This is a genomic window from Paraburkholderia sp. WS6, assembly GCF_030464835.1.
GTDB classification, from domain to species: Bacteria; Pseudomonadota; Gammaproteobacteria; order Burkholderiales; family Burkholderiaceae; genus Paraburkholderia; species Paraburkholderia madseniana.
In genome coordinates, this window is sequence record NZ_JALQCK010000008.1 from 1 (window position 1) to 14328 (window position 14328).

Genomic DNA, 14328 nt, shown 5'->3' on the forward strand with positions numbered 1-14328 from the left:
CACTCAACTTCGACTGCGCCGTCACTATTGCCGGAGGGAGAACTTAACAGCCCTGCGGCTTTTTGGCAGCCGTTTGCCTCGTTTTCACCACGTTTTTGTCGTCGCCGCGCCGATTCGTATCGGGTGGGCAGGCGGGGCGGAAGCCCTTGTCTGGCGGGCGCTTGCGCGGCGGCGGGCGTCAAGCCGGAGCAAATGTCAGTCCGACCCGCGCCGGATCCTGCCGGTAATACCGCGCCAGCAAGCGGTATAGCTCGGGATACTCCGCCTCGAAGGCCTGCGGCTGGACGAACAGCGCCTCGCTGCAAACGGCAAAAAATTCCGATGGATGGTCTGCCGCATACGGATCGATCAGCGAATCGCGCTCGAAACGTGCCCAGCGGCGCTCCGGCACGGCGTCGACTTTGGCGCAGAAGTGGTCGTAAGCATGATCGAAAACGTCGGCCCACGCCTGCGAGTCGAGCGGTGCATGCCAGCGGCGCATGAGCGGTGGATGGCCGTCCGCCTCGCCGGTCAGCATATCGATCTTGTGCGCGAATTCGTGAATCACGACGTTGTAGGCGTCCGAGCCGTCCGTCATCTGCGCGTCTTCCCACGAGAGGATGACGGGGCCGCCTTCCCACGCTTCGCCGCTCGCGTCCTGCTCGACCTCGTGCACCACGCCGTCTTCGTCCTCGACCGTCTTGCGGATCACGAACTCGCCCGGATAGACGATCACGCCGACCCATCCACGATACAGATCGAGGCTCAGGTTCAGCACCGGCAAACACGCTTGCGCGGCGATCGCCACGGTCATGGCGTCGGTCAGTTCGAGTTCGTGCGCGGTCGAAAATTCTTTTTGCGCGATGAACAGGCTGGTCAGCTGGCGCAGACGCACGCGATCCGGCGCCTCGAGGTGAGCGAGGAACGGCAGGTCGTCGAGCGTGGCCTGCCAAAGCGCGTCTTCGATCGCGTAGTTGCGCAGCGCGCGGTCGCGGCGGCGCGTGCCGAACCATTGGGTGAGTTTCGAGAGCATGGCCTGATGAAACCCTTAGTCGATCTGTTTTTGCCACGCGGCGAACAGGCCGCCGCATATCGCAATACCAATCAGGAAGTAGAAGCCGTCCAGCGACGCCAGAAAACTCGCCTGCTGCGCAACCGTCCGGCTGATTTCCACTATCGCAAGCGAATGCGCCTCGGACGGCGAGCGACCGGTGGCACTGAAGCCGCTGGTCAGCGCAGCGAGCGAGTTCTGGAACAACGGATTGTACGGATTCACGAACTCCGCGAGGCGAGCTTGGTGTAGCGCCTGCCGATGTTGTTCGACGATGATCACGGAGGCCGTCGCGAACGAGATCGTCAGTTGCCGCACGATGTTTTTCAGCCGGTAGCCGTGCGTGAATTCTTCAATGGCGAAGATTCTAAACGTCAGATTCGCGACCGGCAGCACGATGAACAATAACAGCAAGCCGCGCAGCAGCATCGGCACGATCAGCGCGGCTTCGCCCACGCCTGGCGACATGCGCGTCATCCATGCCGCGGCGAATGCGGCCACCGCGAAGCCCGGCACGATGATCCACTTCTTGCGGGGCAGGAGCTTCGCGTAGCGCAGGTAGACGAACAGCGCGCTCGTCGAAATCAGCGACGTCACGCCGACCAGTCGCCCGGCATTCTCGACCGGATAGCCGAGGCCGCTCTCGAGAAAGCGCGACGTCAGATAGCTGAACACCGTCGAGATGTAGTAGTAGAACATGTACAGCACGAGCCCGACCTGAAACACCTTTTCGCGCAGCGCGTGCAGGCGCATCAGCGGCGCCGGATGATGCCATTGCTGATACGCGAACCAGCCAAGCGCGACGATGCCCGCGACCGTCAGCAGAATCAGTCCCGGCGAGGCGCTGAACAGTTGGAACCGCACTTGTTGCATGACGATTTGCAGCGCGCCTTGCGCGAACGCGAAGATCAGGTAAGGCCAGAAGTGTGCCGCGCCGCGCTCTTCCGGCAGACGGTTGCCGGTGTCGGGCAGTGCGAGCAGGGCAAGGATGGCAAACAGTACACCCACCGGCGCGGTGCAGGCGAACAGCGCACGCCAGTCGAAATGCGCGACCAGTTGACCGCCGACCAGCGGCGCAAGCGCACTGCTCAACACGATCAGCACCAGAAAAGCGCGGGTTGCCGAGGGTCGCTGGCGCGGCGTAAAGCTCATCTGGATCAGGATGCGGCAGGTGCCCATCATCGGGCCAATGAAGTAGCCCTGAAAGCCGCGGGCGAATGCGAGTTCGATCGATGACTCGCACAATGTGGCGGCGATCGCGCCCACTGAATAGAGCAGCATGCAGCCGGCGACGTAACGCCGGTAGCCGAAGCGCTCGACCCACCATTGCTGCTGCAGGATGCCGAGCACGGCCGCCACCGCATATGCGCTCGACGCCCATACCAGTTCATCCGGCGACGCGTTGATGCCGCCCGCGATGTAGCTGGTGAAAAACGAAAAGATCGCGTTGTCGAAATAGTCGAGGCCGGTGACGACGGCCAGTACCCACGGGAAGAAATCTCCGCGCAGTTTTGCGGCACTAAACAACGGTACGCGAGAGGACGTGGCGTTCATGCGGATTTGTCTGGCTCTGAGGCACCGGGCGTTGCTTCATCCGGTGTCTTCCGGCGTTTCGCGGACGGACCCGCCGCCGCCGCGGCGCGCGCGTTGCGCCGTTGCTCGAGCAGAACGTCGGCGTTTTCTCCCGCGAGGCGGCGCTCGAGATAGTCGAGGTCGGGCGCCAACTCGGTCCGCAGCTTCTGTGCTTCCTTGAGTTCGCGGCGCATCGCCTCGATGCGCGTGTCGAGGGCGTTGACCTGTTGCGCGAGGGCGTCACGAATCTGCTGCAGCGATTCCTGCGAGTAACGATGGCCGCCGTCGACGGCTTCGAGCGGGCGTTTGAGCATCTCGGTGACGCCATGCAGCGAGAAACCGAGTGAGCGCAAACGCAGAATGCGGCCGAAGCGCTTGAGGTCTTCTTCGTCGTACAGCCGGTAGCGGCCTTCGCTGCGGCCAGGCGAGACAAGGCCTCGCTCCTCGTAGTATTTCAGTGTGCGCGGTGTGACGCCGAGGCGCTCGGCGGCGTCTCGCACGGTCAGCAGCGTGGGCGAGTCCTTTGACATAAGAGTTTGCGGGCTGGATGGACTAACGCATTATAGTGCAACGTGTACGTTCACGTTCAGGTTGGCGGAATCGTCTGCATTTGGATGAGCGCGGTGCCCGTGTATGGTTGCAGATGCCGCGGGCGAAAAAAAACCGCTCGTTTGCAGCGAGCGGTTTTCTTATGCGGAGCGGTTGGTTACTTCTGGCGCAGCCTGGCGGCTTAAGCCTTAGCTGCCGCCGCCACGACGCATCATGTCGAAGAACTCGGAGTTGCTCTTCGTCTGGCGAATCTTGTCGAGCAGGAATTCCATCGACTCGACTTCGTCCATGTCGTGAATGAACTTGCGCAGCACCCAGATCTTTTGCAGGACTTCGGGTTTGATCAGCAGTTCTTCACGGCGCGTGCCGGACTTGTTCAGGTTGATCGACGGATAGACGCGCTTTTCAGCAAGGCGACGCTCCAGGTGCACTTCCATGTTGCCGGTGCCCTTGAACTCTTCGTAGATCACGTCGTCCATGCGGCTGCCGGTTTCGATCAGCGCGGTACCGATGATGGTCAGCGAGCCGCCTTCCTCGATATTGCGCGCCGCGCCGAAGAAGCGCTTCGGACGTTGCAGCGCGTTCGCGTCGACACCACCCGTCAGCACCTTGCCCGAGGCCGGTACGACGGTGTTGTACGCACGCGCGAGACGTGTGATCGAGTCGAGCAGAATCACCACGTCGTTCTTCATTTCGACGAGGCGCTTGGCTTTTTCGATCACCATTTCGGCGACCTGCACGTGACGCGCAGCCGGTTCGTCGAACGTGGAGGCGATCACTTCGCCGGCCACCGAACGCTGCATTTCGGTCACTTCTTCCGGGCGTTCGTCGATCAGCAGCACGAACAGCACGACATCCGGGTGGTTCTGCTTGATGGCGTGCGCGATGTGCTGCAGCATCACGGTCTTACCGGACTTCGGCGACGCAACCAGCAGGCCGCGCTGGCCCTTACCGATCGGCGCGATCATGTCGATGATGCGGCCCGTGACGTTTTCTTCGCCGCGCATCTCACGTTCGAGCAGCAGCACCTTGTTCGGGTGCAGCGGCGTCAGGTTTTCGAACATGATCTTGTGCTTCGAGGCCTCCGGCGGCTGGCCGTTGACCTTGTCCACCTTGACCAGCGCGAAATAGCGTTCGCCGTCTTTCGGCGTGCGCACTTCGCCTTCGATCGTGTCGCCCGTGTGCAGGTTGAAGCGGCGGATTTGCGACGGGCTGATGTAAATATCGTCCGTGCTGGCGAGGTACGAGGTTTCCGGCGAGCGCAGGAAGCCGAAGCCGTCCGGCAGCACTTCGAGCGTGCCGTCGCCGAAGATCGTGTCGCCCGTTTTGGCTCGTTTTTTTAGAATGGCAAACATCAATTCCTGCTTGCGCAGGCGGTTTGCACTTTCGATCTCGAGGCCATTGGCCATCTCGATCAATTCGGACACGTGCAGAGTCTTAAGCTCGGATAAATGCATACGGAGAACCCGCAGGAGAAGGTGCGACGAAATGAAATCTGGGAGGAGAGTGAGCGGAACCGCTCAAGGACTTACACGTCTTTTCGACGTTTTGCGGATTCTAGCATAGCACACGCCAATTTCCGCCAGTGCGGCGGCATGGCATCTTTCTTATTAAGCGTGTTGTCGCCGGACAACACGCCTATCGCAGCGCGCCTGAAGGTCCTGAGGATCTGGAGCGCGCCGATGCGACCGTTTTACAGGTTGCCGTCGAGGAACGCGGTGAGTTGCGACTTCGACAATGCGCCGACCTTCTGCGCGGCGACAGCGCCGTTCTTGAAGAGGATCAGAGTGGGGATGCCACGCACGCCGAACTTGACCGGCGTCGATTGATGTTCGTCGACGTTGATCTTGGCGATTTGCAGGCGATCGGCGTAATCCTTCGCGACTTCGTCGAGGATCGGCGCGATCATCTTGCACGGACCGCACCATTCAGCCCAGAAATCGAGCAGCACGGGTTTATCGGATTTCACGACGTCCTGTTCGAACGATGCGTCGCTAATATGCTTGATTGATTCGCTCATTGTATGAATACCTCTATCGGTTCGAGGCCCGCCTGAATTGCTCGCCACGATACGTCAAAATCTAGGGAAACTTCCGTTCGCTTTGCCGCAATCGGAGCCTTACCTGCGCACGCTTGAAATGGTCGAAAGACCCATTCCGGAATGCGCGGAAAGCTCGCGTCTGCGGGTCATCCGTACGGCAGTTTAGCTTAATTCGCTATGCGTTGCCGGTGGTGATAGTACTCATCAAGGGCAGTGGGGCCAACGGCTGCCGGTGAGGTACCGCTACGTTCTGGTAACCGCGACGCAGCTTATCTGGTGGCAGGCAGCGCAAACTCAAGTGACCCGGACGCGTCATTCGAGGGGATTGTCTATATGGTACGAAGCGCCTGATTCGGCGCGTCGATGTCAGTTTGGTCGTATTAACAGTCGCGCGACGGGCCAAGCGGTGATAGAATGTTTCGTGACGGGCCTCCTCGCATGGAGGGATGGTCAACCTGGTCAGGTCGGGAACGAAGCAGCCACAGCCGTTTTCCACCAGTGCCGAGGGTCAGGCTCGTCACCTTCCTTTTTTTTCTGTTTTTCCTCTGCCGTACGTCCCATCTCCTGTTTACCCCAAGCGCTGTCACACAGACGCCGCAGTGGCATTTCTTGCGCGCTTCATCTATTTTTTTCTATCGGTCCGTTAGCCTGTTTCAATGAAGCGGCAACACGCGTTCGCGCGCCGTCTCGATTCGGTTTTGCGCGCCATCGTTACTGATACAATTTCCGGATGACCTATCAAGTTCTCGCACGCAAATGGCGGCCGAAGGATTTCGCTTCGCTCGTCGGACAGGAGCACGTGGTGCGCGCGCTCACGCACGCGCTCGACGGTGGCCGTCTGCATCATGCCTATCTGTTTACGGGCACCCGCGGCGTCGGCAAAACCACGCTGTCGCGCATCTTCGCCAAGGCGCTGAATTGCGAAACCGGTGTGACCTCCACGCCGTGTGGCGTGTGCCGCGCGTGCCGCGAGATCGATGAAGGCCGCTTTGTCGATTATGTCGAGATGGACGCGGCGAGTAACCGCGGTGTCGACGAAATGGCGGCGCTGCTGGAGCGTGCGGTTTACGCGCCGGTCGATGCGCGCTTCAAGGTCTACATGATCGACGAAGTGCACATGCTGACCAACCACGCTTTCAACGCGATGTTGAAGACGCTGGAAGAGCCGCCTTCGCACGTCAAATTCATTCTTGCTACCACCGATCCGCAGAAGATTCCGGTCACGGTGCTGTCGCGCTGTCTGCAGTTCAATCTGAAGCAGATGCCGGCCGGGCATATCGTGTCGCATCTCGAGCACATTCTCGGCGAAGAGAAGGTGCCGTTCGACGCCCAGGCATTGCGCCTGCTCGCGCGCGCGGCCGACGGTTCGATGCGCGACGCGCTCTCGCTGACCGATCAGGCGATCGCCTATTCGGCCAATCAGGTGAATGAAGAAGCGGTGCGCGGCATGCTCGGCGCGCTCGATCAAAGCTATCTGATTCGCCTGCTCGACGCGCTTGCCGATGGTGACGGCGCCGCCGTGCTGTCGGTCGCGGACGAGATGGCGCTGCGCAGCCTGTCGTTTTCGACGGCGTTGCAGGATCTGGCGAGTCTGTTGCACCGAATCGCGTGGGCGCAGTTCGCGCCGTCGTCGGTGTTGGACGAGTGGCCGGAAGCGGGTGATCTACGTCGTTTTGCTGAAGCGTTGAGCGCCGAGCAGGTGCAGTTGTTCTATCAGATTGCGACTATCGGCCGAAGCGAACTGGGTCTCGCGCCTGACGAATACGCTGGTTTCACGATGACGCTGTTGCGCATGCTGGCGTTCGAGCCGGCGCCCACCGGAGGTGGTGGCGGCGCGGCTGCGGCGCGAGCGGCAGGGCCGGCGGGGGCGGGTGGAGCTAAACGCGCCGGCTCGCCGGCGGTCGCTGCGCAACAGGCGGTGGCGTCGTCGCGTGCTGTTGAAGCAGCCGCTGCCGTGCCGGTGCGCTCCGCAAATCACGTGGTAGAAGCGAAGACGACGATCCCGGATTCGCAGCACGTGGCGTCGTCGGAACCTGCTGGAAATGCGGACGCGCCGAAGCCAGCTATTGGTGAAGGGTCGATTGTTTCCAAGTCTGCGTCTGCATCTTCGCCCGCTTCCGGCGAAGCGAGCGCGGCGCCTGCGCACACGGCGCCTGACGTCATTGCCGCACCGGCTTTAGCGCCGTGGCAGGAAGAAGCGTCCGCCAAACCGGTTCTGAGCGATCCGGCGTCTGCACCTACGGACACGAGCGCGCCCCAGGCGGCTCCGATGCCCGAAGCAACGTCGCCGGCGCTGGCGACCGAAGCGGCCGAAGCAACAAAAGTAACGACTGTGCCGGCCCCGGCGCCGGCGACCGAAGCGAACGAATCGATCGCAGCAGCAAAAGTAGCGGCTGTGCCGGCGTCCGCGACCGAAGCGTCCGAATCGACCGCAGCAACGAAAATAGCGTCTGCACCGGCCTTGGCACCGTGGGACGATGCGCCCACCGAGCCAGCCTGGAACGAAGCACCCACTCCCGCCGCGCCTCAGGAATCTTCTCCCGCGTCTCCGCTCGCTGCTCCAGCCCCAGCCGCGTCCGCACGGGCAGAAGAGGCCGCACCCGCGAGAGCATCGCAAGAATCGCCTCCTGCAGCCGACATCCCGCCGCGCCGCGCAGGCGGCGCGAGCGACGCGCTCAACGTATTGCGCAGCGCTGGCCTGAAAGTGTCGTCGGACCGTGGCCGCGCTACGGCGGCAGCCTCCGCCGCCAAGCCCGCTGCAGCCCCAGCCACGCCGAAGCCCGCCGCCCCCCGCGTGGTCGTCAATGTGCCGACACCGGGCGCCCCGCGCCGCGCGCCGCAACAGGACGCCGCTCCGGCGGCACGTGCACCGTCGCCGCAAGCCTCGGAGCAGAACGGCTCGTCGAGCGCGCCGTGGGACGACATGCCGCCCGACGAATACATGCCGCTCACGGCAGCGGACGAAGGCTATTACGGCCTGCCGGACGACAACTACATGCCGGTGTTCGACAGCGGACCCGACGACGTCCGCGTGAATGCCACGCCTGCGTCGACCCCCGCACCCGTAGTCGACAAGCGGCCGTTGCCGCCCGCCGTGTCGCTCGATCCGCTGGGTTTCCAGGGCGACTGGCCCGCGCTCGCAGTCGACCTGCCGCTCAAGGGCATTTCGTATCAGCTCGCGTTCAACAGCGAACTGATGGCACTCGAAGGCAACACGCTGAAGCTGAACGTGCCGGTGCCGCAGTACGCGGAAGCCTCGCAGGTCGCTAAACTGAAAGCCGCGCTCGCGGAAAAGCTCGGCCAGAACGTCGACGTCCTGGTCGAAGTCGGCCCGGCGCGCCGCACGGCGGCCGCGCACGACGCCGCCATGCGCGCTCAGCGCCAGCAGGAAGCGGAGCGCGAAATCGGCGCCGATCCGTTTGTGCAGTCGCTGATCCGCGAGTTCGGCGCGAGCATCGTGCCCGGTTCGATCCGCCCGATTACGCAGGACGCCGGCCCGAACGGCGCGCCGTCCGCTCACTGATTCGCCGCGCCTTGCGGCGCCCCCGATTTTCCGGATTTCACGCTATCAAGAAGGAGCATGTCCATGATGAAAGGCCAACTCGCCGGGCTGATGAAGCAGGCCCAGCAGATGCAGGAAAACATGAAGAAGATGCAGGAGCAGCTTGCATTGATCGAAGTCGAAGGACAGTCGGGCGCCGGTCTCGTCAAGGTGACGATGACCTGCAAGAACGACGTGCGCCGCGTATCGATCGATCCGAGCCTGCTCGCCGACGACAAGGACATGCTGGAAGACCTGGTCGCCGCTGCGTTCAACGACGCCGTGCGCAAGGCCGAAGCCACCGCTCAGGAAAAGATGGGCGGTATGACCTCGGGTCTGCCGCTGCCGCCGGGCTTCAAGCTGCCGTTCTGAGCGACGTCGCTGCAGGAAGGGGCTCATGCCGCGGCTTTGACCGCGGCATGAGTTGAGTACGCGAGCCGGGCTCGTTCAAATACCTGCTCAGTTCGCAGTTCCCGGTGCGCGCAAGTTTGCATCGGGGCAGTTCAGTTCTGTCGTCGAGCTGATAGCAACAACCAGAAACAACCGCATCGCCACCCGCATACCGGGCCATACCGGGCAACACCCACTTCGACACCGCCGATCCGCATGAAACAACCTTCCGCCTTGTCGGCGCTCGTCGAAGCGCTGCGTGTGCTCCCCGGTGTCGGGCCTAAATCCGCGCAACGCATGGCGTACCACCTGATGCAGCACGATCGCGACGGCGCCGAGAAACTCGGCCGTTCGTTACTGTTCGCGACTGAACATCTGCAGCACTGCGAGAAGTGCAACACCTTTACCGAAGCGCAGATCTGCGAGGTCTGCCTCGATGAGGAGCGCGATCCCACGTTGTTGTGCGTCGTCGAGACGCCTGCCGACCAGATCATGCTCGAACAGACGATGACCTATCGCGGCCTCTATTTCGTGCTGATGGGGCGGCTCAGTCCGCTCGACGGCATCGGCCCGAAGGAGATTCATTTCGACCGCCTGGTCAAGCGTGCGTCGGATGGCATCGTCAAGGAAGTCGTGCTCGCAACCAATTTCACGAACGAAGGCGAGGCCACCGCACATTACCTCGGGCAGACGCTCAAGGCGCGCGGTCTTGCCGTGACGCGCCTCGCGCGCGGCGTACCGGTGGGCGGCGAACTCGAGTATGTCGACGCCGGCACGATCGCCCGCGCAATGCTCGACCGGCGCTCGATGTAGCGCGACGTAACCGGCAGCGCCATGTCGCGGCGCCTGCAATACCCGAGCGCGCCGGGCAGGACCGCTCCGCAACACGTCCAGCCGCGCCGCGCCGAGGCAAGCACAGAACACAGAGGAGACACATGAGCGTCAATCCCGATCACAGCGCCAACGCCACCGCCACGCCGAAAGGCCCGCTCGCCGGCGTCAAGGTGCTCGAGCTCGGCACGCTGATCGCCGGCCCGTTCGCCGCGCGCTTTCTCGGCGAGTTCGGCGCCGATGTCATCAAGATCGAAGATCCCAAAGGCGGCGACCCGTTGCGCAAATGGCGCAAGCTTTATCCGGAGGTCGGCGGCACGTCGCTTTGGTGGGCCGTTCAGGCGCGCAACAAGAAATCCGTCACGATCAATCTGAAAGCCGAAGAGGGTAAGGAGATCGTGCGGCGTCTGGCGAAAGAAGCTGACATCGTCGTCGAGAATTTCCGGCCGGGCTTGCTGGAGAAGCTCGGGCTCGGTTATGACGTCCTGTCGGCGGAGAACCCCGGGCTCGTGATGGTGCGTCTGTCCGGCTACGGCCAGACCGGGCCGTATCGCGACCGGCCTGGATTCGGCGCGATCGCCGAATCGATGGGCGGCTTGCGCCACATCACCGGCTATCCGGATTTGCCGCCGCCGCGCATCGGCATTTCGATCGGCGATTCGATTGCTGCGCTGCACGGCGTGATCGGGGCGTTGATGGCGCTGCATCACAAGCAGGTGAATGGCGGTAAAGGGCAGGTCGTCGACGTCGCGCTGTACGAAGCGGTTTTCAACATGATGGAGAGCGTGGTGCCGGAGTACGGCGTGTACGGGATGGTGCGCGAGCGCACCGGCGCGTCGCTGCCGGGGATCGTACCGTCGAACACCTATCCGTGCCGCGATGGCAGCATCGTCATCGGCGGCAATAGCGACCCGATCTTCAAGCGCCTCATGATCGCTATCGAACGCGAAGATCTGGCGAACGATCCAGCGCTCGCGCACAACGACGGCCGCGTGCCGCGTACCCAGGAAATCGACGGCGCGATCGCCGCATGGCTCGCCACGCGCACCATCGACGAAGCGCTCGCCGTGCTGAACGCCGCCGACGTGCCGGTCGGCCGGATTTACAGCGTCGCGGACATGTTCACCGATCCGCAATACATGGCGCGCCAGATGATCCAGCGCTTCAAATGGCAGGACGGTCAGGAGATCACGCTGCCGTCGGTGACGCCGAAACTCTCGGAAACGCCCGGCGAGACGCGCTGGCTAGGCCCGGAACTGGGTGAACATACCGATGAAGTCCTTCAATCACTGGGTTATGATTCTGACCACATTGCAAGGTTGCATGCGCAACAGATTGTGTAAGTGAGCGCGCGGCAAAAAGACAACAAAAGTTCGGAGACTAGAGAGCATGCAACGCAGAACCTTCCTCGCCGGTAGCGCGGCGCTCGCGGGCGCCACGTTCGCCGCCACGCCGTTCGCTTTCGCACAGGGCAAGCCCGAAACCACCAAGGTGGCGATCGCCGTCGGCGGCAAGAACCTGTTCTATTACTTGCCGCTCACGATTGCCGAGCGCCGCAATTATTTCAAGGACGAAGGGCTCGAGGTCGAAATCTCGGATTTCGCCGGCGGTTCGCAAGCGCTGAAGGCAGCCGTGGGCGGCAGTGCGGATGTGGTCTCCGGCGCGTTTGAACACACCTTGCTGTTGCAGGCGCAAAAGCAGTCGTTCCGCGAATTCGTGCTGCAAGGGCGCGCGCCACAGATCGTGCTCGCGATATCGAAGAAAGCGATACCGAACTACAAGTCGATCGCCGATCTGAAAGGCAAGAAAATCGGCGTGACCGCGCCGGGTTCGTCGACCTCGATCATGGCGAGTTTCGTGCTGGCGAAAGCCGGACTGACCGCGAAAGATGTCTCGTTCATCGGGGTGGGCGCAGGGGCGGGTGCCATCGCGGCGCTGCAGTCGGGGCAGATCGACGCCATCGCCAATCTCGACCCGGTGATGACCAAGCTCGAACGCACCGGCGAGATTCGCGTCGTGTCGGACACGCGTACGTTGGCCGATACGCGCAGTGTGTTCGGCGGCGACATGCCGGCGGGGTGTCTGTACGCGTCGCAGAGCTTCATCACGAAGAATCCGAACACCACTCAGGCGCTGACCAATGCGATGGTGCGCGCACTCAAGTGGCTGCAAACGGCAACCGGCAGCGAGCTGATCAATACCGTGCCGGAAGGCTATCTGCTCGGCGACCGCGCGGTGTATCTGGACGCGTGGCAGCACGTGAAGGAGGCCATGTCGCCGGACGGTCTGATGCCCGCCGACGGCCCGGCCACGTCGCTGAAAACCCTGCAGGCGTTCGACCCGAACGTGCAGGGCAAGCCAATCGATTTGTCGAAGACGTGGACCAACGACTTCGTCAAGAAAGCACTGGCCACGGTCAAGGCCTGAGTACCGTCAGCAGGGGGCGAAGGACGGCACGTGCCGCATTCGCCTCGACCACCGTTGTCATGACGACATGACAAACCGAAATCGATCTTCGAAGCGAGTCGAACGATGACCGTTGCCGCCCTGGCGCTCGACAACATCACCTGCACCTTCGCAGCGCGGGACAACCGCGCGCAGCGCTATACAGCGGTCAAGGACACGACCTTGCGCATCGCGCCGGGCGAATTCGTCTCGGTGGTCGGCCCGACCGGTTGCGGCAAATCCACTTTGTTGAACGTCGGCGCGGGGTTGCTGGAACCGTCGTCGGGAACGATCAGTGTGTTCGGCGAACCGCTCAAGGGCATCAACCGGCGCGCCGGCTATATGTTCCAGGCCGACGCGCTGATGCCGTGGCGCTCGGCTATCGACAACGTGCTGGCCGGGCTCGCATTTCACGGCGTGCCGCCGGCCGAAGCGCGCAGCAAAGCTGACGAGTGGTTGAAGCGCGTGGGCCTCGGCGGTTTCGGCGACCGTTATCCGCATCAACTGTCGGGCGGCATGCGCAAGCGCGTCGCGATGGCGCAGACGCTGATCCTCGATCCCGACATCATCCTGATGGACGAGCCGTTTTCCGCGCTCGATATCCAGACGCGTCAGTTGATGGAAAACGAGTTGCTCGACCTGTGGGCCGCGAAACGCAAAGCGGTGCTGTTCATCACGCACGATCTCGACGAAGCGATCTCGATGTCCGACCGCGTGGTGGTGCTGTCGGCGGGGCCGGGCACGCATCCGATCGGCGAATTCACAATCGATCTGCCGCGTCCGCGCGACGTCGCCGAAATTCGCGCGCATCCGCGTTTCGTCGAGTTGCATGCACAGATCTGGAGCGTGCTGCGTGATGAGGTACTCAAGGGTTATCAGCAGCAACTCACGGCCGTTTAAGCGGGGCGCGCAGTTGCTTAGTGGCGTGGCGGCACGTACGGATATCCGTAGTTAGGTCCTGTGATGCGTCCCGTAGTTAAGTCCTGTTTGTTGCGTCCTGTATTGGCGTCGATCAATCGTCTAAGGCAAACCGAGTCATGTGGAAGACGTTGCGCCCGAACCGGGCGAACCTGGTGATATGGCAGTGGCTGCTGCTCGTGCTGTGCTTCGTACTCTGGTACGTGCTGACCAGTCCGACACTGCTGCCGGCGTTCTATTTCGACGACCCGAACAAGGCCGCGTTCTTCTTCGGCGAGCCGCAGAAGGTGCTGCAGCGCATCTGGGAGTGGTTCACGGGCGGCGAAATCTACCTCCACCTGTGGATCACGCTGGTCGAAACGGTACTAGCGTTCGTGCTCGGCACCGCGCTCGGGCTCGGCGTCGGTCTGTGGCTTGCACTGTCGCCGCTCGCGAGCGCGCTGTTCGATCCGTACATCAAAGCCGCCAACTCGATGCCGCGCGTGATTCTCGCTCCGATCTTCGGCGTGTGGTTTGGCCTCGGCATCTGGTCGAAGGTGGCGCTGGGCGTCACGCTGGTGTTCTTTATCGTGTTCTTCAACGTCTACCAGGGTGTGAAGGAAGTGAGCCCGGTCGTGCTTGCCAACGCGCGCATGCTCGGCGCGAATCGCAAGCAGTTGCTGCGCTTTGTCTACCTGCCAAGTGCGATGAGCTGGGTGTTTTCGAGCCTGCACACGTCGGTGGGCCTGGCGTTCGTCGGCTCGGTGGTGGGGGAATATCTCGGCTCGGCGCGCGGCGTCGGCTATCTGATTCTGCAAGCCGAAGGCACCTTCGATATCAACACAGTGTTTGCCGGGATTCTGGTGTTAACGGCGTTCGCGCTGATTCTCGATGCCATTGTCGGGATTGGCGAGCGGCGGCTGATGAAGTGGCAGCCGAAGTCGGGTGATACGGAAAAGCTGTAGCCCCACATTCCTGAAGGCTCAACAAAAACGGCGTGCGGTTTTAAACCGCACGCCGTTTTTGGTTTTC

At 62.4% G+C, this 14328-nt stretch carries 12 protein-coding genes and 1 other RNA gene; 8 read left to right on the forward strand and 5 right to left on the reverse strand.

Annotation, left to right across the window (positions count from 1 at the left end; translation table 11 throughout):
• Positions 1-178 precede the first annotated feature (178 nt).
• From M0D64_RS11770 to trxA, 5 genes are all read right to left on the reverse strand, one after another.
• The gene (locus M0D64_RS11770) at positions 179-1012 is read right to left on the reverse strand and encodes a zinc-dependent peptidase (RefSeq protein ID WP_266257821.1); all 834 of its coding nucleotides are present in this window, start codon (positions 1010-1012) and stop codon (positions 179-181) included.
• Between the two features lie 15 nt (positions 1013-1027).
• A complete protein-coding gene (locus M0D64_RS11775) occupies positions 1028-2584 on the reverse strand; it encodes an MFS transporter (RefSeq protein ID WP_266257822.1) in 1557 nt (518 codons plus the stop codon).
• Complete coding sequence (locus M0D64_RS11780; protein ID WP_266257823.1) at positions 2581-3132, reverse strand: MerR family transcriptional regulator; 552 nt, start codon at positions 3130-3132, stop codon at positions 2581-2583. Before M0D64_RS11780 ends, M0D64_RS11775 begins: the two co-directional genes overlap by 4 nt.
• A gap of 207 nt (positions 3133-3339) precedes the next feature.
• Positions 3340-4608, reverse strand: a complete 1269-nt coding sequence (gene rho, locus M0D64_RS11785) for a transcription termination factor Rho (protein WP_006048863.1) — start codon at positions 4606-4608, stop codon at positions 3340-3342.
• Positions 4609-4844: 236 nt separating this feature from the next.
• Positions 4845-5171, reverse strand: a complete 327-nt coding sequence (trxA, locus tag M0D64_RS11790; RefSeq protein WP_054039468.1) for a thioredoxin TrxA — start codon at positions 5169-5171, stop codon at positions 4845-4847.
• A 444-nt stretch (positions 5172-5615) separates the two neighbouring features.
• Between trxA and ffs the strand changes: the two genes are divergently transcribed.
• From ffs to M0D64_RS11830, 8 genes are all read left to right on the forward strand, one after another.
• Positions 5616-5714, forward strand: an RNA gene (gene ffs, locus M0D64_RS11795) — signal recognition particle sRNA small type.
• Positions 5715-5922: 208 nt separating this feature from the next.
• Complete coding sequence (gene dnaX, locus M0D64_RS11800; RefSeq protein ID WP_266257824.1) at positions 5923-8715, forward strand: DNA polymerase III subunit gamma/tau; 2793 nt, start codon at positions 5923-5925, stop codon at positions 8713-8715.
• 63 nt (positions 8716-8778) lie between these two features.
• Complete coding sequence (locus tag M0D64_RS11805) at positions 8779-9105, forward strand: YbaB/EbfC family nucleoid-associated protein (protein WP_007182071.1); 327 nt, start codon at positions 8779-8781, stop codon at positions 9103-9105.
• Positions 9106-9339: 234 nt separating this feature from the next.
• The gene (recR, locus tag M0D64_RS11810; RefSeq protein WP_172170184.1) at positions 9340-9936 is read left to right on the forward strand and encodes a recombination mediator RecR; all 597 of its coding nucleotides are present in this window, start codon (positions 9340-9342) and stop codon (positions 9934-9936) included.
• Positions 9937-10058: 122 nt separating this feature from the next.
• A complete protein-coding gene (locus M0D64_RS11815) occupies positions 10059-11297 on the forward strand; it encodes a CaiB/BaiF CoA-transferase family protein (protein ID WP_266257825.1) in 1239 nt (412 codons plus the stop codon).
• A gap of 46 nt (positions 11298-11343) precedes the next feature.
• Positions 11344-12381, forward strand: coding sequence for an ABC transporter substrate-binding protein (locus tag M0D64_RS11820; RefSeq protein WP_266257826.1), 1038 nt, complete (start codon positions 11344-11346; stop codon positions 12379-12381).
• Between the two features lie 105 nt (positions 12382-12486).
• Positions 12487-13299 (forward strand): ABC transporter ATP-binding protein, encoded by an 813-nt coding sequence (locus tag M0D64_RS11825; protein ID WP_266257827.1) that lies wholly within the window; start codon positions 12487-12489, stop codon positions 13297-13299.
• 137 nt (positions 13300-13436) lie between these two features.
• The gene (locus M0D64_RS11830; RefSeq protein WP_093632649.1) at positions 13437-14261 is read left to right on the forward strand and encodes an ABC transporter permease; all 825 of its coding nucleotides are present in this window, start codon (positions 13437-13439) and stop codon (positions 14259-14261) included.
• Positions 14262-14328: the final 67 nt, after the last annotated feature.